Here is a 20,710-nt window from a genome sequence, read left to right on the forward strand (position 1 = left end):
CACAGCGCTGCTTCCGCCCCCACCATGAACGGACCAGCCGGCCCGCGAGCCAGTTCAGCGAGGTGGAGGCGCATCTGTCTTCGTGACCGACTCCCCGCGCTTCGCCGCCTGGATCTGCTCGTACACATGGGTCCGCAACTCGGCGAAGCGCGGGGCGACCCGGGTGTGCAACTGGTCCCGCTCCTCCGGCAGATCGACCTTCAGCTGCTCCTGTACGACGGTGGGGGAGGCCGACAGGACCAGCACCCGCTCGCCCAGATAGACGGCCTCGTCGATGTCATGGGTCACGAACAGGATGGTGATCCCGCGCTGCCGCCACAGCCGACGCACCAGATCCTCCAGATCGGCGCGGGTCTGCGCGTCGACCGCCGCGAACGGCTCGTCCATGAGCAGGACTTCGGGCTCGTACGCCAGTGCCCGCGCGATGGCGACCCGCTGCTGCATCCCGCCGGACAACTGCCAGGGATAGGCCCCCGCGGCATCGGCCAGGCCCACGGACTCCAACGCGTCGGCGACCAGCTCCCGCCGTCGCGCCCTGCTCAGGTTCTTCTGCTTCAGCGGGAGTTCGACGTTCTCGCCGACCCGCATCCAGGGGAACAGACTGCGCCCGTACTCCTGGAACACGAACGCCATGCCCGGCGGCGGGCCGTTCACCCGCCGGCCCCCGAGCAGTACCTCGCCCGAAGTCGGCGTGAGCAGGCCGCCCATGCACTTCAGCAGCGTGGTCTTGCCGCAGCCCGACGGGCCGACCAGGCAGACGAGTTCACCCGCGTCCACCGTGAAGGTGAGGTCCCGGACCGCCTCCACCCGGCGCCCTGACCCCTCGTAGACCTTCCGCAGGCCGGATACGACCAAAGACGCGTGCATGGACCGCCCTTTCGCGAGCGTCACGGGGACCGCCGGGAGGAGTCGCGCAGACCGTGGTACCAGCCGAGCACCCGGCGCTCGACGAGTTGGAAGACGACCGAGAGGAGGAAACCGAGCAGGCCGAGGACCAGGATTCCGGTCCACATGTCGGGGATCGCGAAGCCGCGCTGGAACTGCACGATGGTGAAGCCGAGGCCGTTGCTGGCCGCGAACATCTCGCTGATGACCATCAGGATGATCCCGATGGACAGCGCCTGGCGCAGGCCCGCGAAGATCTGCGGGCTCGCCGACGGCAGGACGACGGCGCGTATCCGGGCCGGGCCGGTGATGCCGTACGAGCGGGCCGTCTCGGACATCACGGAGTCGACGGCACGCACCCCCTCGACAGTGTTGAGCAGGATCGGCCAGACACAGCCGCTCGCGATCACGACGATCTTCATCGTGTCCCCGATGCCCGCGAACAGCATGATGACCGGAACAAGGACGGGCGGCGGCACCGCCCGCAGGAATTCCAGGACCGGCTCGCACACCGCCCGCACCTTCCGGTAGGAGCCGATGACCGTCCCGAGGGCGACGCCCACGACCGCCGCCGACGTGTAGCCGACGAGCAGCCGCAGCAGGCTGGGCACCAGGTCGGCGCGGAGCCGGTCGCCCGTCCAGACGTCGGGGAAGGTCCGGAGGATCGTGCGCAGCGGTGGCCAGTAGACGTCGGTGCTGCCGTCCGACGCGAGCCACCACACGACGATCAGCAGCACGGGGAGCCCGGCGACGAACAGCACCCGCAGGGGGAGGCTGCCCCACGGGCTCGGCCTCGTCGGTTCGGGCGGGATGCCCGTCACACCGCCACCTCCCCGCGCACCGACTGGTGCCAGGCCAGCGCATTCCGCTCCACCGTCCGCGCACCCACGTTGATCAGCAGCCCGAGCAGGCCCGTGACGACGATCAGCGCGTACATCTCGGGCACGGCCTGCGAGGTCTGGGCGACCGCGATGCGCGCTCCCAACCCCGGTGCGCCGATGACGAGTTCGGCGGTCACGGTGAGGATGAGCGCGACCGCCGCGGCCAGCCGGACACCCGTCATGACGTACGGGAGGGCCGTCGGCCACAGCACATGACGGACCCGGGCCCAGGTGCCGAGCCCGTACGAGCGCGCCGTCTCCTCCGCCACCGGGTCGACGTCCCGCACGCCGTACATGACCTGGACGAGGACCTGCCAGAAGGACGCGTACACGACGAGGAGGAGCACCGACCGCAGCTCGGTGCCGTAGAGGAGGACGGCGAGCGGGATCAGGGCCACGGAGGGGATCGGGCGCAGGAACTCGATCGTCGAGGCGGTCACCTCGCGCAGATACGGCACGACCGAGACGACCACGCCCACCACGATGCCCGCGCCGACCGCGATCGCCAGGCCCAGCGCCCAGCCGGTGAGGGTGTCCCCGAGATCGCTCCAGAAGGCGCCGTCGGTGATCTCGTCGCCGAGCGCCCGGGCGATCCTGCTGGTCGGAGGGAAGTACTGCTCCTTGACCACGCCGAGCCGCGGCACCACCTCGCCGAGGGCGAGGAAGGCCGCGAGCCCGGCGGCGCCCAGAGCGGCGTTCACGGCCCACCCGGCGGAGCCACTGCCACGCGCTTGCTTCCGCTTCACGGCAGCAGCTTGTCCAGATCGGGCGCCGTCTTGAAGAGCCCGTCCTGCTCGCCCAGCTTCTCCAGCGCCTCGATGGAGGTCCGGTTCGGCTCGGCCGGCCACTTGGGCAGGGTCACGTTCGCCAGCAGGGCCGTCGGGATCTTCGTGTACGTGGTGACGATGTTCCGGACCTCGTCCGGGTGGGCGTCGGCGTAGGCGAGGGACTCCGCGGTGGCCTCCTGGAACTTCTTCACCACGTCGGGGTGCTGCGTCACGTACTGGTTCGAGGTGAAGTACATGGCGACGGTGAGGTCCTTCGCCACGTCGACCAGGGACGAGGCGATCTCGGTGCCGCCCTGGCTCTTGACCGTCGCGAGCGCGGGCTCGACCACCATGGCGGCGTCGATCTGGCCGCTGTCGAGGGCCGCGGGCATCTGGTCGAAGGCGAGCTCGACGAACTTCACCTCGGACGGATCGCCGCCCGCCTTGCGCACCGACTCGCGCACGGCCGTCTCATTGATGTTCTTCAGCGTGTTGACGGCGACCTTCTTCCCCTCCAGGTCCTTCGCCGAGGTGATGGCGCTGCCCTTCTTGACCGTGATGGCGCCGAAGTCCTTGCCGGCGACACCCGTCGAGGCGACACCGTTCGCGATGGCCTTCACGGGAACGCCGTTGGACTGGGCGATCATCAGCGAGGTCATGTTGGAGAACCCGAACTGGAACTGGCCCGAGACGACACCCGGCACGATCGCCGCGCCGCCCTGTGCGGGCGTCATCGACAGTTTCAGGCCGCGCTTGCTGTAGAAGCCCTTCTTCTGGCCCAGATAGACCGGGGCGACATCGACGATGGGGATGATCCCCACCTTGACGGTGGTGGTACCGCCGGACGAAGAGTTCTTGTCCGAGGCGCCGCCGCCGTCGGACGAACCGCAGGCCGACGCGGCGACCAGGAAGGCTCCGACCGCGATACCGGCGAGCAGACGACGCATGGCTCCTCCTGTGCAGACGAAAGTGTTCCGACAGGTTGTGCGCACACCGCACAATGGTGCTCAGCGCGAAGGTAGAACCCCGTCCGTGCCGGGTCAATGGCCTTGGCTAACAATATTGTTGACAGTTATTGAAGTGCGCTCTCGGCCCGTGCGGAGAGTGCTCCGTATGTCCCTCTGGAGGCGACGATGCCTGCAGCAGCCCGAGAGCCCCACTTCGTCCGATCCTTCGAACGCGGACTCGCCGTCATCCGCGTATTCGGCGCCGACCGAACGGAACTGACACTCAGTGAGGTCGCGCGCGGCTGCGACCTGACCCGCGCCGCGGCACGCCGCTTCCTGCTGACCCTGGTCGATCTCGGGTACGTCCGCACGGACGGCCGTGTCTTCCGGCTCACCCCGCGCGTGCTGGAACTCGGCTACGCCTATCTCTCCGGCTTCACCCTCCCGGAGATCGCCCTGCCGCATCTGGAGCAACTCGCCGAACAGGTGGGGGAGTCGAGCTCGCTCTGTGTCCTCGACGGCGACGACATCGTGTACGTGGCCCGGGTCCCGACCCGGCGCATCATGACGGCGACGATCACCGTCGGCACCCGCTTCCCGGCCCATGTCACCTCCGTGGGCCGGGTGATCCTCGCGCACCTCACGGACGAGGAGATCGACGCCCGGCTGGAGCGAGCCGTTCTGCGCCCTCTGACGGCATGCACGATCGTCGTGCCGGACCTCCTGAAGGAGGAGCTCGGCCAGGTGCGGCGGCAGGGATACGCCATCGTCGACCAGGAGTTGGAGGAGGGCCTGCGCTCGGTCGCCGCCCCGGTGCGGGACCGGGACGGCGCCGTGGTGGCGGCCGTGAACATCCCCGTGCACGCCAGCCGCAACAGCCTCGAATCCGTCCGCCGCGACCTGCTTCCCCACCTGCTGGCGACCGTCGCGCGGATCGAGGGGGACCTCGCGGTCACAGGTCCAGCACGAGCCGGTTCCCGTGGCAGCGGGACACGCAGATGAGCATGGTCTCGCCCGCCTCCCGCTCCTCGTCCGTGAGCACCGAGTCCCGGTGGTCCGGGGTCCCTTCGAGCACATCCGTCTCGCAGGTCCCGCACGTGCCCTCGGTGCAGGAGAAGAGCACCTCGACGCCGGCGGCGCGCACGGTGTCGAGGACGGAGACACCGGGGGCGACGGTCACCGTCCGCCCGGACCGCTCCAGGACGACCTCGAACTCCGTTTCCCCGCCGCCCTCCTGGTACTTCGGCCGGAACCGCTCCACGTGCAGCAGCCCGGCCGGGCAGCGCTCCTCCACCGCGTCGAGAAGCGGCCCGGGACCGCAGCAGTAGACGAGGGTGCCCTCGGCGACCTCGTCCAGCACGGCGGCGACGTCGAGCAGTCCGGTCTCGTCCTGCGGAGCGAGGACGACCCGGTCTCCGTAGCGCCCCAACTCCTCGGTGAACGCCATGGAGCCGCGGGTCCGCCCGCCGTACAGCAGCGTCCACTCCGCGCCCGCCGCCTCGGCCGCGGCGAGCATCGGCAGGATCGGGGTGATGCCGATGCCGCCCGCGACGAACCGGTAGCGCGGGGCGGGCGCGAGCGCGAAGTGATTGCGCGGACCCCGGACACGAACCTTGTCACCTACGCCCAACCGGTCGTGCACGTGGGCCGATCCGCCCCGCCCGTCCGGCTCACGCAGCACCGCGATCCGCCAGATCCCGCGCTGCGCCGGATCACCGCACAGGGAGTACTGCCGCTCCAGGTCCGGCCCGAGCACGACGTCGATGTGCGCGCCCGGCTCCCAGGACGGAAGGTCCGCGCCGAGTGGATGACACAGGGTCAGGGCGAGCACGCCGTCGGCGACGGACTCCCGCCGCTCGACGACGAGTTCGGCCTCGAACGCGGTCATGAGTCCTTTCCCTGTGATCCGCTCCCGCTCCCGTGCCGTCCCTGGCCGGCTCTCCGCGCTCCGTGCCCCTCGGGATGGGCGAGCATCCACTCCCACATCGCGATCGGGTCCTGGGCCGTGTGCTCGGCGCCGCAGTGACAGGTGCCGTGCAGCAAGTCGGTGCCCGGGACCCAGTCGACGCGGTAGATCTCGCCGGTCGGACCGGTCACCGGACCCTCTCCATCGGCTTGTCGCCCTCCTCGGCCAGGTGGGCGAGGATGCGCCGGGCCGCGAGACCGCCGGTGTCGATGTTGATGCTCAGCTCCTGGTAGCCGGGGCGTTCGGTGCCCAGGGACTTCTGGAGGAGGTTGAGGGCGTCGACGTCCTGCATCACGACCGTGTGGTTGAAGTCCCGCAGGAACGTGGTCACATCGTCGTCCGAGCGGGCGAAGTCACGGGAGACCGCCCAGAAGTCGTACACCCTGCCCTCGCCGGACGGCGTGATCGCGTACGTGATCTCGGTGTGGAAGGCGTTCGGGTCACTGCCGTCCGCCTCCGGCAGCACACCGACTGGCGCGATCCTGCTGTGCAGCAGATAGAGGCACGGCGCGTGGTACTCGATGTCCTGCCAGCGTGTGATGCGGCCCTCGATGCCGGTCGAACGGGCGTAGAACGGCGGGCACTCGGCGTCGTCCATGTGCCGGGAGACGCGCACGATGCCGGCGCCCTCGTCGACCTCGGTGGCGATCGGCGTCTCGGCGACCTCGGGCGTACCGATGTAGCCGCCGTGCAGATAGGTCTCGTGCGACAGGTCGAGGAGGTTGTCGACGAGGAGCCCGTAGTCCGCGTCGATGGGTTCCATACCGCTGACCGTCGTCCAGTCGGGCGAGTCCATGTGCGGGGCGCGGGGGACGGCTCCCGGATCGGCGAGGGCCGGGTCGCCGATCCAGACCCACACGAACAAGTCCCGCTCCACGACCGGGTAGGAGGCGACGCGTGCGGTGCGCGGTATCCGTTTCTGCCCCGGCACGTACACGCAGGTGCCCGTCGTGTCGTACGTGAACCCGTGATAGCCGCACACGATCCGGTCACCGTCGAGCCGGCTCTCCGAGAGAGGGAAGCGCCGGTGCACACAGCGGTCCGACAGGGCGACGGCCGTCCCGTCCTCCTCGGTCCGGTAGAGGACGAGCGGTTCACCGAGAACCGTCCGCCCGAGCAACTCGCGCCCCACTTCGTAGGTGTAGGCGGCGACGTACCACTGGTTTCTGGCGAACGACGTCATGTGAGGCATGAAGGCCGGCTCCCGTCTCTGATGGTGGTGGCATCGTTCGGGCAGACATCACTGGGCCGCAATACGACTTCCGTCTCACGGAAGACGTCCGATGAAATGCCACATCAGCGGGGTGGCGCGTGAGTGTCCTCCTGGGGGAGGTGGGGATGCTCGTCCACTTGGCCGCCGCGCCGACCTCGATCTCCCGTCGCTGTTCGAGCCACGTTTTCGCTAGCGCGAGGGATTGGGGGAGGAATCGCGAGCAGATTGCTGACTGAAGGACGCAGAGAGACGGTCATCGACGGGCCGTTCGTCTCCCGGTGACACGCATGGGACGCCTGCTCCGGCTAGCGCGAACAGGGCTGTTGCCGGATGGTGACTCAGCCTAGGAGTGGCCCGGTTGGTTTCGGGCGGTGTGGCCAGGAAGGTTCTGAGTCTGGCTGCTACCAGCCCTATGGCTGGGACTGGGAAGTCAGCGGGGAGCGAATTCGGCGTAGCGCAGAGCAGCGGACTCATAATCCGTCGGCCGTGGGTTCGAGTCCCACCCGCCTCACCATAGACGTGACCTGACCTGCGGAAACGTCCTTTTTTGGGTGTCGGGGCGTCAACTTTGCCTGAACGGACTGAATCCGCTGCTCGTGGGTCAACCGTTCTTTGCAACGGCATCGCTTCCAAGCTGCCACATTTCATAGTTCCCGCATTCTGCCGTGATCTCGGCCGTCGCCTGAGCCGCGGTGAAGAAGTCATCGACCACCCGCGAGGTGCGCGATGCCGCCACCGCGAGGCACACCTGTTCGGGCGCCAGATCCGGGATGGGCACATAGATGACGTCCGGATGTGAGTAGAACACGGACGCCGAACGGGCCAGGAACGAGATGCCCCGGCCGGCCGCGACATGCTCGAGCGTCTCGTCCACCCCGCGCACCAGGTACCCGGCGTTAGGGTGCGGGCGCCTGGTCGGCTGTGTGCTCGGGTCGCCATTCCAGAGCAGCGGTTCGCCGGCCAGGTCGGCCTCGGTGACCTCCTCCTTGCCGGCCAACCGGTGACCGGCGGGCAGCACTGCCACCCGCGGCTCGGTGTACAGCGGGGTGACGCGCAGGCCGGCCTCATTGATGGGGAGCCGCACATAGCCGACATCGATACGGCCGTCGAGCAGCATCGGGGCTTGGTCGTCCCCTTCGATCCGCTGCACGTCCACGACCACGTCCGGGTGCCTGGCCTCGAACGCCCGCGCCGCCGGGATGACCGGGATACCGGCCCGGAAACCGACCATCAGCCGTCGGCTGCCGCGGGCGGCCACGGACACCCGGCGGCGGACCGCGTGCGCGGAGGCCAGCAGCGGACCGGCATCGTCCAGCAGCTGTCGGCCCGCGTCGGTCAGCGCTACGCCGTGGCGATCCCTGGTGAACAGCGAGGCGCCGAGATCCTGCTCGAGCGCGCGGATCTGCCGGCTGAGCACCGGCTGCGCGATATGGAGCTCATCGGCAGCGCGGCCGAAGTGCAACCGGTCGGCCACGGCGACGAAGTACCGCAATTTGCGCAGGTCCAGATCCATGGCGCCTCCCCGGTCCGGTGATACCTCCAGGGTATCACCACGACTAAAAGAGGTCTTGGACACCCACTCAAGCCAATGACAACCTGAATAAACACCCAACGGGGCCGAAGTCAATTCGGCACAAGAATTCGACAGCGGAACTTGATAGCAGGACCCAGGCCCAGAATGCGCACACTGTTTCAGATACCCATCAATTCAATGGAGTGATCGTGGGAAAGCTCGATGGCAAGGTAGCGGTGATCACCGGCGGATCCACCGGCATGGCACTGGCCGGCGCCAAACTGTTCGTCGAGGAAGGAGCGCACGTCTTCATCCAGGCCCGGCGGCAGGAAGCACTGGACGACGCCGTCAAGCTGATCGGCCGCAACGTCACTGCCGTCCAGGGTGACGCGGCCGAACTGGACGACCTGGACCGCTTGTACGACACCGTCAAGCGGGAAAAGGGCTCGATCGACGTGCTGTGGGCCAGCGCCGGGATGGGCGAACCCGCCGTCCTCGGCGAGATCACCGAGGAACAGTTCCACCGCGCCTTCTGGCTCAACGCGCGCGGCACCCTGTTCACCGTGCAGAAGGCGCTGCCGCTGATCAACGACAACGGCTCGATCTTCATGACCGGATCCAACGCCTCCCTCGGCGCCTTCCCCGGCTGGAGCCTCTACGCAGGAAGCAAAGCCGTCCAGCAGGCCTGGGCCCGCGTCTGGCTCAACGAACTGCGCGACCGCAAGATCCGGGTCAACGTCCTGACCCCCGGCCAGGTCGCCACCGCCAAACAGGAAGAACTGTTCGACGAGGCAACCACGGCCGCATTCGAGTCCCTCATCCCCCGCGGAAAGATGGGCCGCCCCGAAGAAATCGCCACCGTCGCCCTGTTCCTCGCCTCCGACGACTCCAGCTACGTCAACGGCCTGGAACTGGTCACCGACGGCGGCACCACCGCGATTTGACCCACACACCAGGAATGCCGCGGGCACACCCACAACAACCCAGTCGCCACAACGAACTGATATCGAACGACGCAACACACCAAAGTGCTGCGCGGGCACCGAATCCGCGTGCTGACGAGCCGGAGGTGCCGGGAAAGGCACGGCAGTTGGCCCAGAAACGCTGCGGCCGACGCCCTGCGACTGACCCGGCACGAACGAGACAGAGCGACACTTCGAGAACAGGAAGAGAGCACACCTCATGAGCAGCATCACCCTCATCGGTACGGGGAACATGGCCCGTACCATCGGCACTCTCGCGGTGGCGAGCGGCAACACCGTCGAGGTCATGGGACGCGATCAGTCCAAGGTCGACGACCTGGCCAAGGCTCTGGGCGGCCGCGTGACGACGGGCAGGTGGGGAGCCGTCCCGGCCGGGGACATCGTCATCACGGCCCTTTTGTACGACGGCGTCGTTCCGGTCGTCGCCGAGTACGCAGACGCCCTCGCGGGCAAGGTCATCGTCGACATCAGCAACCCCTTCAACGCCACGTTCGACGGACTGGCCCACAGCGAGGAGACCTCGATCGCGCAGGAAGTCGCCAAGGTCGCCCCGGCCAGCGCCAGCGTGGTGAAGGCATTCAACACCATATTCCGTAATGTCCTGGAGAAGAGCCGGCCCAACGTCTTCATCGCCGGCGACAATGCGCAGGCCAAGGCGGGTGTGGCGGCATTCATCGAGAGCCTCGGGCTGCGCCCGCTGGATGTCGGCGGCCTGAAAATGGCGCGCTGGCTGGAAGGAATGGGCGTGGTCACGGTGGGCCTCGCTGGCAACGGGGTTGGCCACTGGGACTTCGCCCTCGGCGTCAACGAATTCACAGGCTGAGCCCCCGGGGCCGAGCAGTCGGCGAGCAGGGCGCCGTGCGCCCTGACAATGGTTGACCCGGTCGGAGACATTGTTGTCCTCGCCGTGCATTGGACGCGTTCATCGCCGGCGACGACGCGCAGGCAAAGACACGCGTGTCGGCGTTCATCGAGAGCCTGGGACTACGCCCGATGGACATCGGGGAGCTGGCAATGGCGCGGACGCTGGAGAACGTCGCCCTGTTGCAGCCGGGCCTCGTTGCCCACTCCGTCAAGCACACCGACTTCTTCCTCGGCGTCAGCATCCTCGGCTGAGCGCACCCGCACCACCACTTCTCGCGTTACGTCACGCCAGTCGATCTACGGCACGAGAAGACCAGCCCTTCCACCTCATCTCACAAGGACAGTCGCATGCGCGTTTTCGTCACTGGCGGGACCGGCCATTCCGGTTCGTACATCATCCCCGAGCTCATCGCCGCCGGACATGAGGTCACCGGCCTGGCCCGGTCGGACACGGCCGCGGCGGCGGTGTCCGCGCTCGGCGCGAAGGTGCGTCGCGGCGACCTCGAGGATCTCGACGGGCTCAAGGAGGCGGCCGCGGACTCCGACGGCGTCGTCCACGTCGCGCACCGGCAGGACCTGCTTTTCTCCGGCGGGATCGACGCCGTGGCCGCTGCGGAGCTCCCGATCGTGCTCGCGTACGGCGAGGCACTGGAGGGCACCGGAAAGCCGCTGGTCGCGGCGGGGAGCATAGGCTCGCCAGGGAACCTGGGCCGGCCGGCCACCGAGGAGGACCCGGCCCTTCCCGGCGGCGATGAGTACAAGGGCACCCTGCGGGTTCGGAACGTCGTGGAAACCGCCGTGGTCGGCCTCGCCGAACAGGGAGTGCGGTCTTCGGTCGTGCGGATTGCCAACATCGCGCACAGCACGACCGATCGTGCCGGCTTCCTCGTGCAGCTGATCGCGCTCGCGAAGGAAAAGGGTTTCGTCGGCTACCCCGGAGACGGCGCGAACCTGTTTAACGCCGTGCACGTCCGCGATGTCGCCCCCTTGTTCCGCTTGGCGCTGGAGAAGGGGCCGGCCGGCAAATACTGGCACGCGGTTGGGGACGGGGCCGTCCCGTTCCGCGAGATCGCCGAGGCCATTGGCAGCCGTCTGGGCCTGCCCGCCGTGAGCGTTCCCGCGGACGTACTGATGGTGCCGGGATACTTTGGGTTCCTCGCGAACATCGTCACGCAGAGCTACCCGGCGTCCAACCTCATCACCCGCCGGACCCTCGGCTGGGAACCCGCTCAGCCCGGCCTGCTCGCCGATTTGGACAACGGCCATTACTTCTCCGCCAGCTGACGGCAGGAACCCGAATCGCAACGAGTCCGGCAAATGACAAGGGTTCGGCTCTTCTGAAGGGACGCCGGGAATATGACGACTGTGGGATTCATCGGAAGCGGATTCATCGGCAGTACCCTCGCGCGGCTCGCCATCGAGGCCGGGCACCAGGTCGTGCTCAGCAACTCGGGCGGTCCCGAAACGCTCGCGGACACGGTCGCGGAACTGGGGCCGCGGGCGTCCGCGGCGACGAGCGGGGAGGCCGCGGCGGCCGGTGACATCGTCGTGGTCACGGTGCCGGTCAAGGCGTTCCCCGACTTGCCCGCCGCGCCACTGGCCGGGAAGACGGTCATCGACACGTGCAACTACGGCCCCGAGCGTGACGGGCACATCCCCGAGCTCGACAGCGAGTCGCTCACCTCGAGCGAACTGCTGCTGCGGCAAGCGTCTGGCGATGGCCGAGGGGAAAGAAACGGCCCGAAGAAGAAACGGCCCGGAACCCAGGTGTAGCGGCGGCCTCTGAGAGGCCCACGATCTCTCCCGCAGCAATGCAGAGGCGGGTGATGGCCGCCTGAGCGTGGATCGGCATCCGCGTCGCATGTCGGCCTTGCCCTGGGTGTCCTGCAGGAGGGCAAGCCAGCCAACAACCGCCTGCACCTGGACGTACGCGCCCCACCCGGCCTGCACGGCGACGAGCGGATGGCCGCCCTCGAAGCGGAGTGCGAGCGCCTCGTCGGTCCCGGCGCCACCCGCTTGCGCCGCGACGAGCCGGCGCCTGCTACCAGCGCGGGCTACATCTCGATGGCCGATCCGGAGGGAAACGAGTTCTGCTTGGACTGAACGACGGGGAACTTCACCCCGGTGAGGTCTTCGGAGACGGCCCACAGTCGCTGCTGGACGGCTGCCTCGTACGACTTTGGGCTGGAGGTGACCAGCCGGGGGTGGCCCTTGACCTCGTTGCGTCCGCCGGGACCGTAGTACTGGCCGCCGAGCGCGGCGGGGTCGGTGGCGGCGCGCAGGGTCGGCAGCGCGCCCATCGCCGGCGTCTGGGTGATCACCGGCGCGAGCCAGGTGAGCGGAAGCCGGAGGGCCGCGGGGGTGTTGCGGGCGAGTTCGGTGCTGGACAGGCCGGGGTGCGCGGCCAACGCGACGGTGGTGCCGTGCGTGGCGAGCCGGCGCTGCAGTTCGTACGTGAACATCAGGTTGGCCAGCTTGGACTGACCATAGGCGGCGGCCCGGCTGTACGACCGATCCCACTGCAGGTCGTCGAAGTGGATCGCGGCCCGGATGCGGTGGCCGGTGCTGCTGACCGTCACCACGCGCGAGCCGGGCACCGGCAGCATCAGGTCCAGCAGCAGCCCGGTGAGCGCGAAGTGGCCGAGGTGGTTGGTGCCGAACTGCATCTCGAAGCCGTCCCGGGTGGTCTGCTTCGGGGTGTACATCACGCCGGCGTTGTTGATCAGCAGGTCGAGCCGGTCGAGCCGGGACCGCAGCGCCGCCGCCGCGGTCCGGACGGAGTCGAGCGAGGTCAGGTCCAGCGCCTGCACGGTCACGTCGCCGGTCATGCGGGCCGCGGCCTGCTCGCCCTTCTCGACGTTGCGCACGGCGAGCACCACGGACGCCCCACGCTCGGCGAGCGCCTTGGCGGTCTCGTACCCCAGTCCGGTGTTGGCCCCGGTCACCACGGCCACCCGCCCGCGCTGGTCCGGAATATTCGCCGTCGTCCACTTCTCGTTCATGCCAGGCTCCCAACTAGCTAACGTACCGAAGGTATCTTGTGTCGACGCTAAAGTACTTTCGGTACGTTGTCAACGTACCGCAGGTACCTAAGTTAGGCTGGCGATCGTGACTTTCCAGAGGGCGCGAACCGAAGAGCAGCGGGAGATCCGCCGACGGGCGATCCTCGACACGGCGTCGGCGATGCTCGACGAGATGCCCGTGGCCGCGGTCACCCTGAACGAGCTCAGCCGCCGGGTAGGCCTGGCGAAGCCGAACGTGCTGCGCTACTTCGAGTCCCGCGAGGCGGTGCTGCTGGAACTGCTGGACCACTTCCTGCAGGAGTGGCTGACGGAACTGGCAGACGAGTTGGCCGCCGGCGTCGACGAAAATCTGCCCATGGCCGAGCGAGCGGCAGCGGTGGCCGAGATTCTCAGCCGCTCACTCTCCGGCCGAGTGGTGATGTGCGACCTCTTCGGCGCACAGGGCAGCGTCCTGGAACACAACGTCTCCGTCGACGTCGTAGCACGCTACAAGCGCGCCTCCCTGGACCGCCTGACAAGCATGACCGCCCTGATCCAGAAGTACCTGCCGGAGCTGGGCGAGAACGCAACACTGTTCAGCCTGCAAACCATGGTCATGGCCGGCGCGCTGTCGGCGTACAGCACACCCCCGCCCAGCCTCCAGGCGGCCTACCAGGCCGAACCCGACCTGGCCCGCTTCCACTTGGAGCTGAACGACTACTTGAAGCTGGCCCTGACCGCAACCCTCCTGGGCGTGCTACCCCGCCGCTGACCTGCGTTGCACCGGACAGGTCAAAGCCATGGGCTTTTCCGGCCTCCTCGACAATTGACGAGTCGAACGACTGATCCGCAGCGAGTGCTTCGAGTTCGCCGGCACTCGTCGTGCAGTAGGTCAGGTTGGCGCCACGTTTGACCAGCTCAACGAAGTCGTTCGCCCGACTACCCAAAGCCTCGTTCCTGGACGGCGGGGTCTTGGGCGAGGGGTGAGACGGTCTGCCCCCTCCCGCTGTGTGCTTCCTGCGCCTGCGGATTCACAAAACTCCGATCAGAGCCCCGAAACGGCCCTGCCCGCAGTCCGTGAAGGTCATGGCTGCCCGCAACCGCGAAATTTCTTCCCGGACCTTCTTCTCCCGAGCCTCCCGGTGACCGACCGACGGCACCAGCCACCTCCGCGAGCGGGACGAACGGACGAACTACGCCCATCTCTCCTGCCACAAACCGGAGTTCATGCCCATCACCCCGAACTGAACGATCACGTTCGGAAGGCGGATGACGCCTCAGCACGCCGAGATGAGCTGATCGCCTGCGTACGCGCCGCCGTGGCCGGTTCGGCTGGTTCGGCAACGAGAGACGCGACCCCTGATGATCAGGGATCTCGAAGGCTGATCACGAACAGGCCGATCGCCTCAGGGCCCTCGGACGAGGAGGCCGAGGCGGAGATGCGGCGCCTGCTCGGCATCGTTCCGATGGGGCGTCAGGTTTGGCCTCGTACTGCCGGCGAGTGGGCTTGCGGCGACGCTACGGGCGCCGACCGTGCGGGGCTCCCTGCCGCAGTGCTGTGTGACGCCGACTGTCTCGCCACCCTGCCCGCCCGTGAACGAACCGAAGCATGTGCTCCAACGTTGTCTTATGGCGCTCAGGTTCCGAACGGACGTCGCGGTGGTTCAAGTGCGTGCTGTGTCGGTTTTCCTAAGCTTCGACGGCAGAGGGAACACCCGGGCTGTTCCTGGCCGGATACATACCAAAGTCGAGAAACTCGTGAACCAAGAGAATTCCGGCCGTGTGGCCGTCATCGCAGGCACCGGCGCCGACATGGACATCCCCAACGGGGTGATCGGCAGTGTGCGGATCGCAGGCCCGCCGGATCAAGGTGATCGTTTGCCATCGGGTCACCTCGGTGTCCGTCAGCACCAGCAACGCCCACACCGGCAGGGGCGCGTGGCGGGCCTCCATCCGGACAGCCATGCTCCACTGGAGCCCGCTCGCTGCTGATCAGCCGGTTCCACGCCTTCTGCGCGCCGAGCCCGGACGCGGCTGGGCGACCCACAGGGCTGACGCGAAGACAACCATCTTCACTTTTGGACCCCTTTAGTACACAAGCATAATCAGCTCCTTGATCGTCGAGGAGCTGATTTTCTGAAATCCGGTGGTCGGACAAGGCTGCCGTGGAAAGCGGAGACATGATGGGCAAGAGTCCTTATGACTATGTCGTGGTGGGAGCGGGGACAGCGGGATGCGTGATTGCCTCCCGTCTTTCGGAACGCCCCGGCGTGCGGGTGTTGCTGCTGGAGGCAGGAGCCCGGGACGCAACCGAGACGATGGCATCTCCCTGGGGCTTCCTGGGGTTTGACCCGTCATCCCTCTGGCTGGGCGCCTCGACCGTGCAGGCCGGTACAGGCAGGGCCGCTGACGTGCTGCGCGGCAAGGCGCTCGGCGGATCGTCGAGCATCAACGGCCTCTACCACCTGCGGGGGCACCGCTCCGGTTACGACGAATGGCCCGGCCTCGGTGCTCCAGGCTGGGGTTTCGACGATCTGCTGCCCTATTTCCGCCGCAGCGAGAGCACTCGCAGCCGCAATGCCTCCGTGCGGGGCACGGACGGGCCGGTCGCGGTCGCCCCGGTCCCGGAACCCCATCCCCTGGCCACGGCGGGCGTCGACGCCGCGGTGGAGGCTGGGTTCGCACGCGCCGATGACATCGGCAGCGGGCTTGAGACCGGGTTCGGGTGGAGTGACATGAATCTGCCCGACGGTGCCCGCCAGAGCGCGGCCGACGCCTACATCCGTCCGTTCCTCGACCGGCCGAACCTGGACGTCGTCACGGATGCGACCGTGCAGCGGCTGCGCACCACCGCGGGCCGCTGCACCGGCGTCGAGTACACCATCGGTGGGGAGCACCTGTCCGTCGACAGCGCCGAGGTGGTACTGACCGCGGGAGCCATCGGTTCCGCACACCTCCTGATGCTGTCAGGGATCGGCCCGGCACAACACCTTGAGGAACACGGTATCGACGTCGTCACCGACCTGCCGGGAGTGGGCTCCCATCTGCAGGACCATCCGATGGCGGGCGTGGTGTACGAGGCCATCCAGCCCGTACCGTTCGTTCCTGCCAACCCGCCGGCCGAAATGATGGGCCTGCTGTACAGCGACCCCGCCGCGGCCCGGCCGGACCTTCAGGTCTACATCGTCGCCGCACCGCTCCCGTCGGCATGGGGCCAGCCGCCGGCCAACGGCTACTCCATCGCTTTCTCCGCGATGGCTCCGCACAGCAGTGGCACCGTGCGCCTGGCGGACGCCAATCCCGGCAGCGCTCCCGTCGTCGACCCCGGCTACCTGAGCGACGACCGTGACCTGGAGATCATGCGCAGGGGCCTGGCCCTGGCACGCCGCATCGGGGAGGCCGACGCGTTCGCCGACTGGCGCAAGCAGGAAGCGGTGCCGGGCTCCGGGACGACCGGCGAATCCGTGGACGAGTTCATCCGCAAGGCCACCGGCCCCTACTTCCACTTCACCGGCACCTGCCGCATGGGAACCGACGCCGATGCCGTCGTCGACCCTGCGAACCTTCGCGTGCACGGAATAGCCGGACTGCGGGTCGCCGATGCCTCGGTGATGCCGTCCATCCCCTCGGCCAACACCAACGCGACCGTCTACGCCATCGCCGAACGGGCCGCCGAACTGGTCGACTGAGTTTTCTTCAGCGCCCACGGCGCTTCCACAACACGCTCATCCCCGACGCCTGGACCGTCGGCAGCTGGCCGGAGTCTTCGACCAGTTGCCGGCATCCTGCTTGCCGAACCTCAAGGCGGCCGGCGAGCTCGACGGTTCCAGGCCCTGTGCGGACGGCTGCCACATATGCGCGAAAGGGGGGAGCTGACGCCGGTCCGTCGTGGGTCGGCCAGCGGAAGGCGGCCGGCAAACACGACCCAATGGTGAGCCCAGGGGCGGTGGATCACCTCTCAGCTCGCCGGGAACCGCTGAGGTCCTGAAACGACCGAGGGCCCCGCAGGCAGTGCCGGCGAGGGCACCCAGACCCGCGCCCTCATCGACAACATCCCGCCGCGGTCACATGCCCAGGCCGCCCACAGCGCCGCCCTGCCTTGCTTGGGACACGCGTAGGCGGCATCCGCTGAACTGCGGTCGTACCTTTGGTCACGCGCTTTCGGCCGACCCGTGGCCCGGCGGGTGCCGGTTCGGCGAGAGCGAGGCTGCTCCGGTCGAGCGGGCGTACTCGGTGGGAGTCTGACCGTAGTACTTCTTGAAGGTCCGGGTGAAGTGGCTGCTGTCCGCGAACTGCCAGTGTGCGGCGAGTTCCGAGATGCTCGGGCGACCTGACGGCGCGGAGAGGGCGAGCCGGGCCTCTTGCAGTCGCCGGTGGCGGATGTAGGTGGCCACCTGCTCTCCCACCGCGGCGAATGCCCGGTGCAGTGTACGGACGGAGACGTTGAGTTCACGCGCAAGCATCGCAGGAGAGAGCTCGGGATCAGCGAGCCGGCGGTCCGCGAGGTCCTTGGCTGCCTGCGTGAGCGCGGGAGCCAGCCGGGGTTCTACGTCGTCGAACCGGCCCTTCGTCACCGCCTTGGCCAGCTCGATCAGGGCGGCGTGGGCGGCTTCCACACCGGCCGGGCCGAGGTCGGCCACCGTTGTGTGGATCATGTCCGTGAGGGCCGTCAGCAGGCGTATCTCGGCCGAGTCCGCCGGCCCGGTGATGACCCGGTTCCCGAGCAGGGGTTTGAGCTCGCCGGGGGGCAGGACGAAGAACTTCGCCGTGAGGTGCGCCGACGTCTCGAAGGCCGACAGGCGCCCGAGGTGCCGGACGAGGAACTGCCCGGCCGATACGGTCTGCTCGCCGCAACCCGGCGGGCCGCCCAGAGTCCACGCGCCGCGCTGCACTACGTACATCGCCACCAGATCCTGATCGCCGCCCGGGACGTCCGCGGTCCGGGTTGCCGACGCGGCGTGAAGATCGGCGATCGCCGCGCCCTGCACCTTGGCCACGTGGCCCTTGACCCGGAAGTCACCGATCGTGTCCGGGCTGAAGGCCGGCAGTTGGAAGACATCGTCGCCGATCTGCGTCTCCCACCCGCGCCGGAAGGCGTCGAGTCCCCGCGGTGCGGCGCCCGGGGCGGTCGAGTCCACTGATAACACCCCGCGCGCGCCGTCGACCTCCGCTCCAGTACTGTTCGTCACTCTCCGATCCCTCACATTCATTGCTTCAACGCGGTGCCCGTGTTCCGTACGGACGTCGCCGTGGTTCATGTGGGCGCTGTGCCGATCTTCCTACGAGAGACGCGACCCCTCAGGGGCATCAACTGCGTGACATCGTGGTGATTCCCGCCGGTCAGCGAGACGACCAACGGGGTTCCGTGCCTGTCGACGATCAGGTGGTGTTTGCTGCCGGGCCGGGCCCGGTCGACCGGCGAAGGTCCGGTGTGAGCCCCCTTTGAGCGCCCGGACGTGCGAGCCGTCAACGGCCGCGTCGTCCATGTCCAGCAGGCCCGCGGCCCGCAGCTCGGCCAGCAACACCTCGTGCAGCTGCGGCCAGACCCCGGCTTCGGTCCAGTTCCGCAGACGCCGCCAGGCCGTCACGCCACTGCAGCCGACCTGCTCCGCGGGAAAGTCCCGCCAGCTCACGCTCTTGCACAGCACATAGACGATGCCGCGCAGCGCAGCCCGGTCATCCGCGGGCAACCGTTCGGGATACCGATGCCGCCTGGGCGCATGAGCCGGCAACAGCGGGGCCACACGTTCCCGCAGGTCATCAGGCACAAGATCAGCAGGCACCCAACGGATCCTGCCCACACAACACCCAACTGCCAAGCCCCACACCGCATTTCACTCTGAAACGATCAGTAGGCAACCGTGAGCACGATCTTGCCCTGGATGTGCCCTCGGGCGGCGCGTTCGTGCGCGGCTCGGGCATCCGCGAGCGCAAACGTGCTGTCGATCGCGACGTGGATTGTGCCCGCGTCGAGCAGGCGCCCCAGTTCAGCGAGTTGTGCGCCGTTCGAGCGGACCTGGGCGCTCGAGACCGTGACGCCCAGCTTCGCGGTCTCTTCTTCGTCGAAGTCCCCGGGAAGTACGGGGAACTGGACGCCGCCGCGCTTAAGCGTGCGCAGGAAGCGTTTGCTGTCGGGGCCGCCGACGGTGTCGAGCACGAGGTCGACGTCGTGCACGAGGTCTTCGGGGCGACTCTTGGTGTAGTCGATGAACTGGTCGGCGCCGAGTTCGCTCAGGAACGTTTCGTGCGCGCCCGATGCCACCGCGATGACGCGTGCGCCCTTCCATTTCGCCAGTTGTAGTGCGAAGTGCCCCACGCCGCCCGCGGCGCCGTTGATGAGCACCGTCGTGTCGACGTCGAGTGCCGTCGGGCGATGCCGTGCCTCCTGGAAGGGTGAGGGGTGATCGTGTCCGACCTCGATCAGGAACTGCCACGCGGTGAGCCCGGCCATAGGCGCCCCGGCGGCGTGTACGTGGTCGATGCCGGCCGGCTTGCGTGCGAGGTCCGACGCTGGCGCGGCCACGTACTCGGCGTAGGCGCTGCCGTTGAAGCTGGGAAAACGCAGAAGACCGAAGACTTCATCACCTACGGCGAGGCCGTCCACGTCCGCGGCGACGGCCTCGACGACGCCCGACATGTCCGTCCCCGGAATCACCGGCAGGGTGACCGTCGATTCCGTCTCCCCGGGCATCCTGGTCAGCCCGCCGCGCAGGTACCAGTCCGGAGGATTGATGCCGACCGCGTGAACGCGAACGAGTACTTCGCCCGGCCCCGGCTCGGGAATCGGCACCTCGTCGTAACGCAGAACTTCAGGGCCACCGTGCTCATGGAGCCGGACCGCCCTCATCGTGTGTGTCGGCATCGTTTCTCCTGCCCGCGCTGCGGGATAGACTTATCCGGATCAGTGATCCATATAAACGGACCACTGGTGCGAATATATGGATCACTGATCCGGATAGTCAAGGGGACAGATGCGGGCCGACGCCAGGAAGAACCGCGACCACCTGCTCGCAGTAGCGGGCACCGCCATCACCGAGCAAGGCGTCGACGTGTCACTGCGCGACATCGCGCGCAGGGCCGATGTCGGGCTCGCGACGCTGCTGCGTCACTTCCCGACGCGCGAGGCGCTGCTCGATGCCCTGCTCCGCACGAGCTTCGACGAGCTGGCGGCACAGGCAGCCGAGCTCGAAACGTTGAGCTCACCCGAAGATGCTCTCGTTTCGTGGCTACGCGACTGCGTCGCGTGGACAACCGAGTATCGGGGCGTGACCGTTCTGATGGCAGCCGCCATCGAGGACACCGAGTCCGCACTCCACGCATCGTGCGTCACCCTGCGCGCGGCCGGTGCGCGGCTCCTCACCCGTGCCCAGGCCGCGGGATTGGCGCGGAGCGATATCGATGGCGCCGATTTGTTCGCGCTGGTGGCCATGCTTGCTTGGCTCGGCGATCAACACTCGCTCGCGCCACGCGCCGACCACCTCTTCGAGGTTGTCGCGAGCGCGATTCTGACGAGCGCAGGGAGCAGCGATGCCGAGGAGGAACGCCGCCCTCGGGCCCGTAGCTGAAATCATCGCGCACGCGGACCAGCGAACTCGGCCGCGCGCTCGGCATGAGCGGTTCGACGCCGAGTTCGCCAAGCCGGTCAAGGGCGCCGGCATCGAGCCGCGCGCGACGGCTGAACACTGCACC

The 20,710-nt window shown here is 68.1% G+C and carries 20 protein-coding genes and 3 pseudogenes; 10 read left to right on the forward strand and 13 right to left on the reverse strand.

Going from position 1 to position 20,710, the window contains the following annotated elements; genetic code table 11:
* Positions 1-54 precede the first annotated feature (54 nt).
* Genes ABZX90_RS11290 through ABZX90_RS11305 form a run of 4 tightly spaced genes read right to left on the reverse strand, consistent with a single transcriptional unit; the run spans position 55 to position 3,480 of the window.
* A complete protein-coding gene (locus ABZX90_RS11290) occupies positions 55-867 on the reverse strand; it encodes an ABC transporter ATP-binding protein (protein WP_351119179.1) in 813 nt (270 codons plus the stop codon).
* A 20-nt stretch (positions 868-887) separates the two neighbouring features.
* Positions 888-1,706 (reverse strand): ABC transporter permease subunit, encoded by an 819-nt coding sequence (locus ABZX90_RS11295; protein ID WP_355203677.1) that lies wholly within the window; start codon positions 1,704-1,706, stop codon positions 888-890.
* Positions 1,703-2,512 carry an ABC transporter permease gene (locus ABZX90_RS11300; RefSeq protein WP_355203680.1) on the reverse strand — a complete coding sequence of 270 codons (810 nt, stop codon included), beginning with the start codon at positions 2,510-2,512 and terminating at the stop codon, positions 1,703-1,705. Before ABZX90_RS11300 ends, ABZX90_RS11295 begins: the two co-directional genes overlap by 4 nt.
* A complete protein-coding gene (locus ABZX90_RS11305; protein WP_355203683.1) occupies positions 2,509-3,480 on the reverse strand; it encodes an ABC transporter substrate-binding protein in 972 nt (323 codons plus the stop codon). The genes ABZX90_RS11300 and ABZX90_RS11305 overlap by 4 nt, the downstream gene beginning before the upstream one ends.
* Before the next feature lie 186 nt (positions 3,481-3,666).
* Between ABZX90_RS11305 and ABZX90_RS11310 the strand changes: the two genes are divergently transcribed.
* Entirely contained in the window at positions 3,667-4,482 is an 816-nt protein-coding gene (locus ABZX90_RS11310) for an IclR family transcriptional regulator C-terminal domain-containing protein (RefSeq protein WP_355203686.1), read from the forward strand.
* Here the strand turns inward: ABZX90_RS11310 and ABZX90_RS11315 are convergent.
* The 4 genes from ABZX90_RS11315 to ABZX90_RS11330 form a co-directional block, all read right to left on the reverse strand.
* Positions 4,433-5,368 carry a PDR/VanB family oxidoreductase gene (locus ABZX90_RS11315; RefSeq protein WP_355203689.1) on the reverse strand — a complete coding sequence of 312 codons (936 nt, stop codon included), beginning with the start codon at positions 5,366-5,368 and terminating at the stop codon, positions 4,433-4,435. The two genes, ABZX90_RS11310 and ABZX90_RS11315, sit on opposite strands and share 50 nt — an antisense overlap.
* Positions 5,365-5,577, reverse strand: coding sequence for a hypothetical protein (locus tag ABZX90_RS11320; protein ID WP_355203692.1), 213 nt, complete (start codon positions 5,575-5,577; stop codon positions 5,365-5,367). Before ABZX90_RS11320 ends, ABZX90_RS11315 begins: the two co-directional genes overlap by 4 nt.
* The gene (locus tag ABZX90_RS11325) at positions 5,574-6,638 is read right to left on the reverse strand and encodes an aromatic ring-hydroxylating dioxygenase subunit alpha (protein ID WP_355203695.1); all 1,065 of its coding nucleotides are present in this window, start codon (positions 6,636-6,638) and stop codon (positions 5,574-5,576) included. Before ABZX90_RS11325 ends, ABZX90_RS11320 begins: the two co-directional genes overlap by 4 nt.
* A gap of 622 nt (positions 6,639-7,260) precedes the next feature.
* Positions 7,261-8,172, reverse strand: a complete 912-nt coding sequence (locus ABZX90_RS11330) for a LysR substrate-binding domain-containing protein (protein WP_351119187.1) — start codon at positions 8,170-8,172, stop codon at positions 7,261-7,263.
* A 209-nt stretch (positions 8,173-8,381) separates the two neighbouring features.
* On the opposite strand from ABZX90_RS11330, the gene ABZX90_RS11335 reads away from it, so the two are divergent.
* From ABZX90_RS11335 to ABZX90_RS11360, 6 genes and pseudogenes are all read left to right on the forward strand, one after another.
* A complete protein-coding gene (locus tag ABZX90_RS11335; protein WP_355203698.1) occupies positions 8,382-9,116 on the forward strand; it encodes an SDR family oxidoreductase in 735 nt (244 codons plus the stop codon).
* Positions 9,117-9,354: 238 nt separating this feature from the next.
* Positions 9,355-9,978 (forward strand): NAD(P)-binding domain-containing protein, encoded by a 624-nt coding sequence (locus ABZX90_RS11340; protein ID WP_355203701.1) that lies wholly within the window; start codon positions 9,355-9,357, stop codon positions 9,976-9,978.
* 89 nt (positions 9,979-10,067) lie between these two features.
* Complete coding sequence (locus ABZX90_RS11345; protein WP_351119191.1) at positions 10,068-10,271, forward strand: hypothetical protein; 204 nt, start codon at positions 10,068-10,070, stop codon at positions 10,269-10,271.
* Positions 10,272-10,367: 96 nt separating this feature from the next.
* Positions 10,368-11,303 carry an SDR family oxidoreductase gene (locus ABZX90_RS11350; RefSeq protein WP_355203704.1) on the forward strand — a complete coding sequence of 312 codons (936 nt, stop codon included), beginning with the start codon at positions 10,368-10,370 and terminating at the stop codon, positions 11,301-11,303.
* A 72-nt stretch (positions 11,304-11,375) separates the two neighbouring features.
* A pseudogene (locus tag ABZX90_RS11355) lies at positions 11,376-11,723 on the forward strand (NAD(P)-binding domain-containing protein); the annotation flags it as partial.
* A 180-nt stretch (positions 11,724-11,903) separates the two neighbouring features.
* Positions 11,904-12,122: pseudogene (locus tag ABZX90_RS11360) on the forward strand (VOC family protein); the annotation flags it as partial.
* Here the strand turns inward: ABZX90_RS11360 and ABZX90_RS11365 are convergent.
* Positions 12,074-13,021, reverse strand: a complete 948-nt coding sequence (locus ABZX90_RS11365) for an SDR family NAD(P)-dependent oxidoreductase (RefSeq protein ID WP_355203707.1) — start codon at positions 13,019-13,021, stop codon at positions 12,074-12,076. The pseudogene ABZX90_RS11360 and the gene ABZX90_RS11365 overlap by 49 nt on opposite strands.
* Positions 13,022-13,127: 106 nt before the next feature.
* On the opposite strand from ABZX90_RS11365, the gene ABZX90_RS11370 reads away from it, so the two are divergent.
* Positions 13,128-13,793, forward strand: coding sequence for a TetR/AcrR family transcriptional regulator (locus ABZX90_RS11370; protein WP_355203710.1), 666 nt, complete (start codon positions 13,128-13,130; stop codon positions 13,791-13,793).
* A 917-nt stretch (positions 13,794-14,710) separates the two neighbouring features.
* Here ABZX90_RS11370 and ABZX90_RS11375 read toward each other — a convergent pair.
* A complete protein-coding gene (locus ABZX90_RS11375) occupies positions 14,711-14,986 on the reverse strand; it encodes a hypothetical protein (protein ID WP_351119195.1) in 276 nt (91 codons plus the stop codon).
* A 218-nt stretch (positions 14,987-15,204) separates the two neighbouring features.
* On the opposite strand from ABZX90_RS11375, the gene ABZX90_RS11380 reads away from it, so the two are divergent.
* Positions 15,205-16,710, forward strand: a complete 1,506-nt coding sequence (locus ABZX90_RS11380; protein WP_355204156.1) for a GMC family oxidoreductase N-terminal domain-containing protein — start codon at positions 15,205-15,207, stop codon at positions 16,708-16,710.
* Positions 16,711-17,172: 462 nt separating this feature from the next.
* On the opposite strand, the gene ABZX90_RS11385 is transcribed toward ABZX90_RS11380, so the two are convergent.
* From ABZX90_RS11385 to ABZX90_RS11395, 3 genes and pseudogenes are all read right to left on the reverse strand, one after another.
* Positions 17,173-18,210 carry a helix-turn-helix domain-containing protein gene (locus tag ABZX90_RS11385; RefSeq protein ID WP_355203713.1) on the reverse strand — a complete coding sequence of 346 codons (1,038 nt, stop codon included), beginning with the start codon at positions 18,208-18,210 and terminating at the stop codon, positions 17,173-17,175.
* A 110-nt stretch (positions 18,211-18,320) separates the two neighbouring features.
* Positions 18,321-18,804, reverse strand: a pseudogene (locus ABZX90_RS11390) (IS5 family transposase); the annotation flags it as partial.
* Between the two features lie 65 nt (positions 18,805-18,869).
* Positions 18,870-19,883: an NADP-dependent oxidoreductase gene (locus tag ABZX90_RS11395; protein ID WP_355203716.1), complete on the reverse strand. Its 1,014-nt coding sequence runs from the start codon at positions 19,881-19,883 to the stop codon at positions 18,870-18,872.
* A 109-nt stretch (positions 19,884-19,992) separates the two neighbouring features.
* Between ABZX90_RS11395 and ABZX90_RS11400 the strand changes: the two genes are divergently transcribed.
* Positions 19,993-20,586 (forward strand): helix-turn-helix domain-containing protein, encoded by a 594-nt coding sequence (locus tag ABZX90_RS11400; RefSeq protein WP_355203719.1) that lies wholly within the window; start codon positions 19,993-19,995, stop codon positions 20,584-20,586.
* Positions 20,587-20,710 lie beyond the last annotated feature (124 nt).

The organism is Streptomyces sp. NPDC002935 (assembly GCF_040611295.1).
GTDB lineage: Bacteria > Actinomycetota > Actinomycetes > Streptomycetales > Streptomycetaceae > Streptomyces.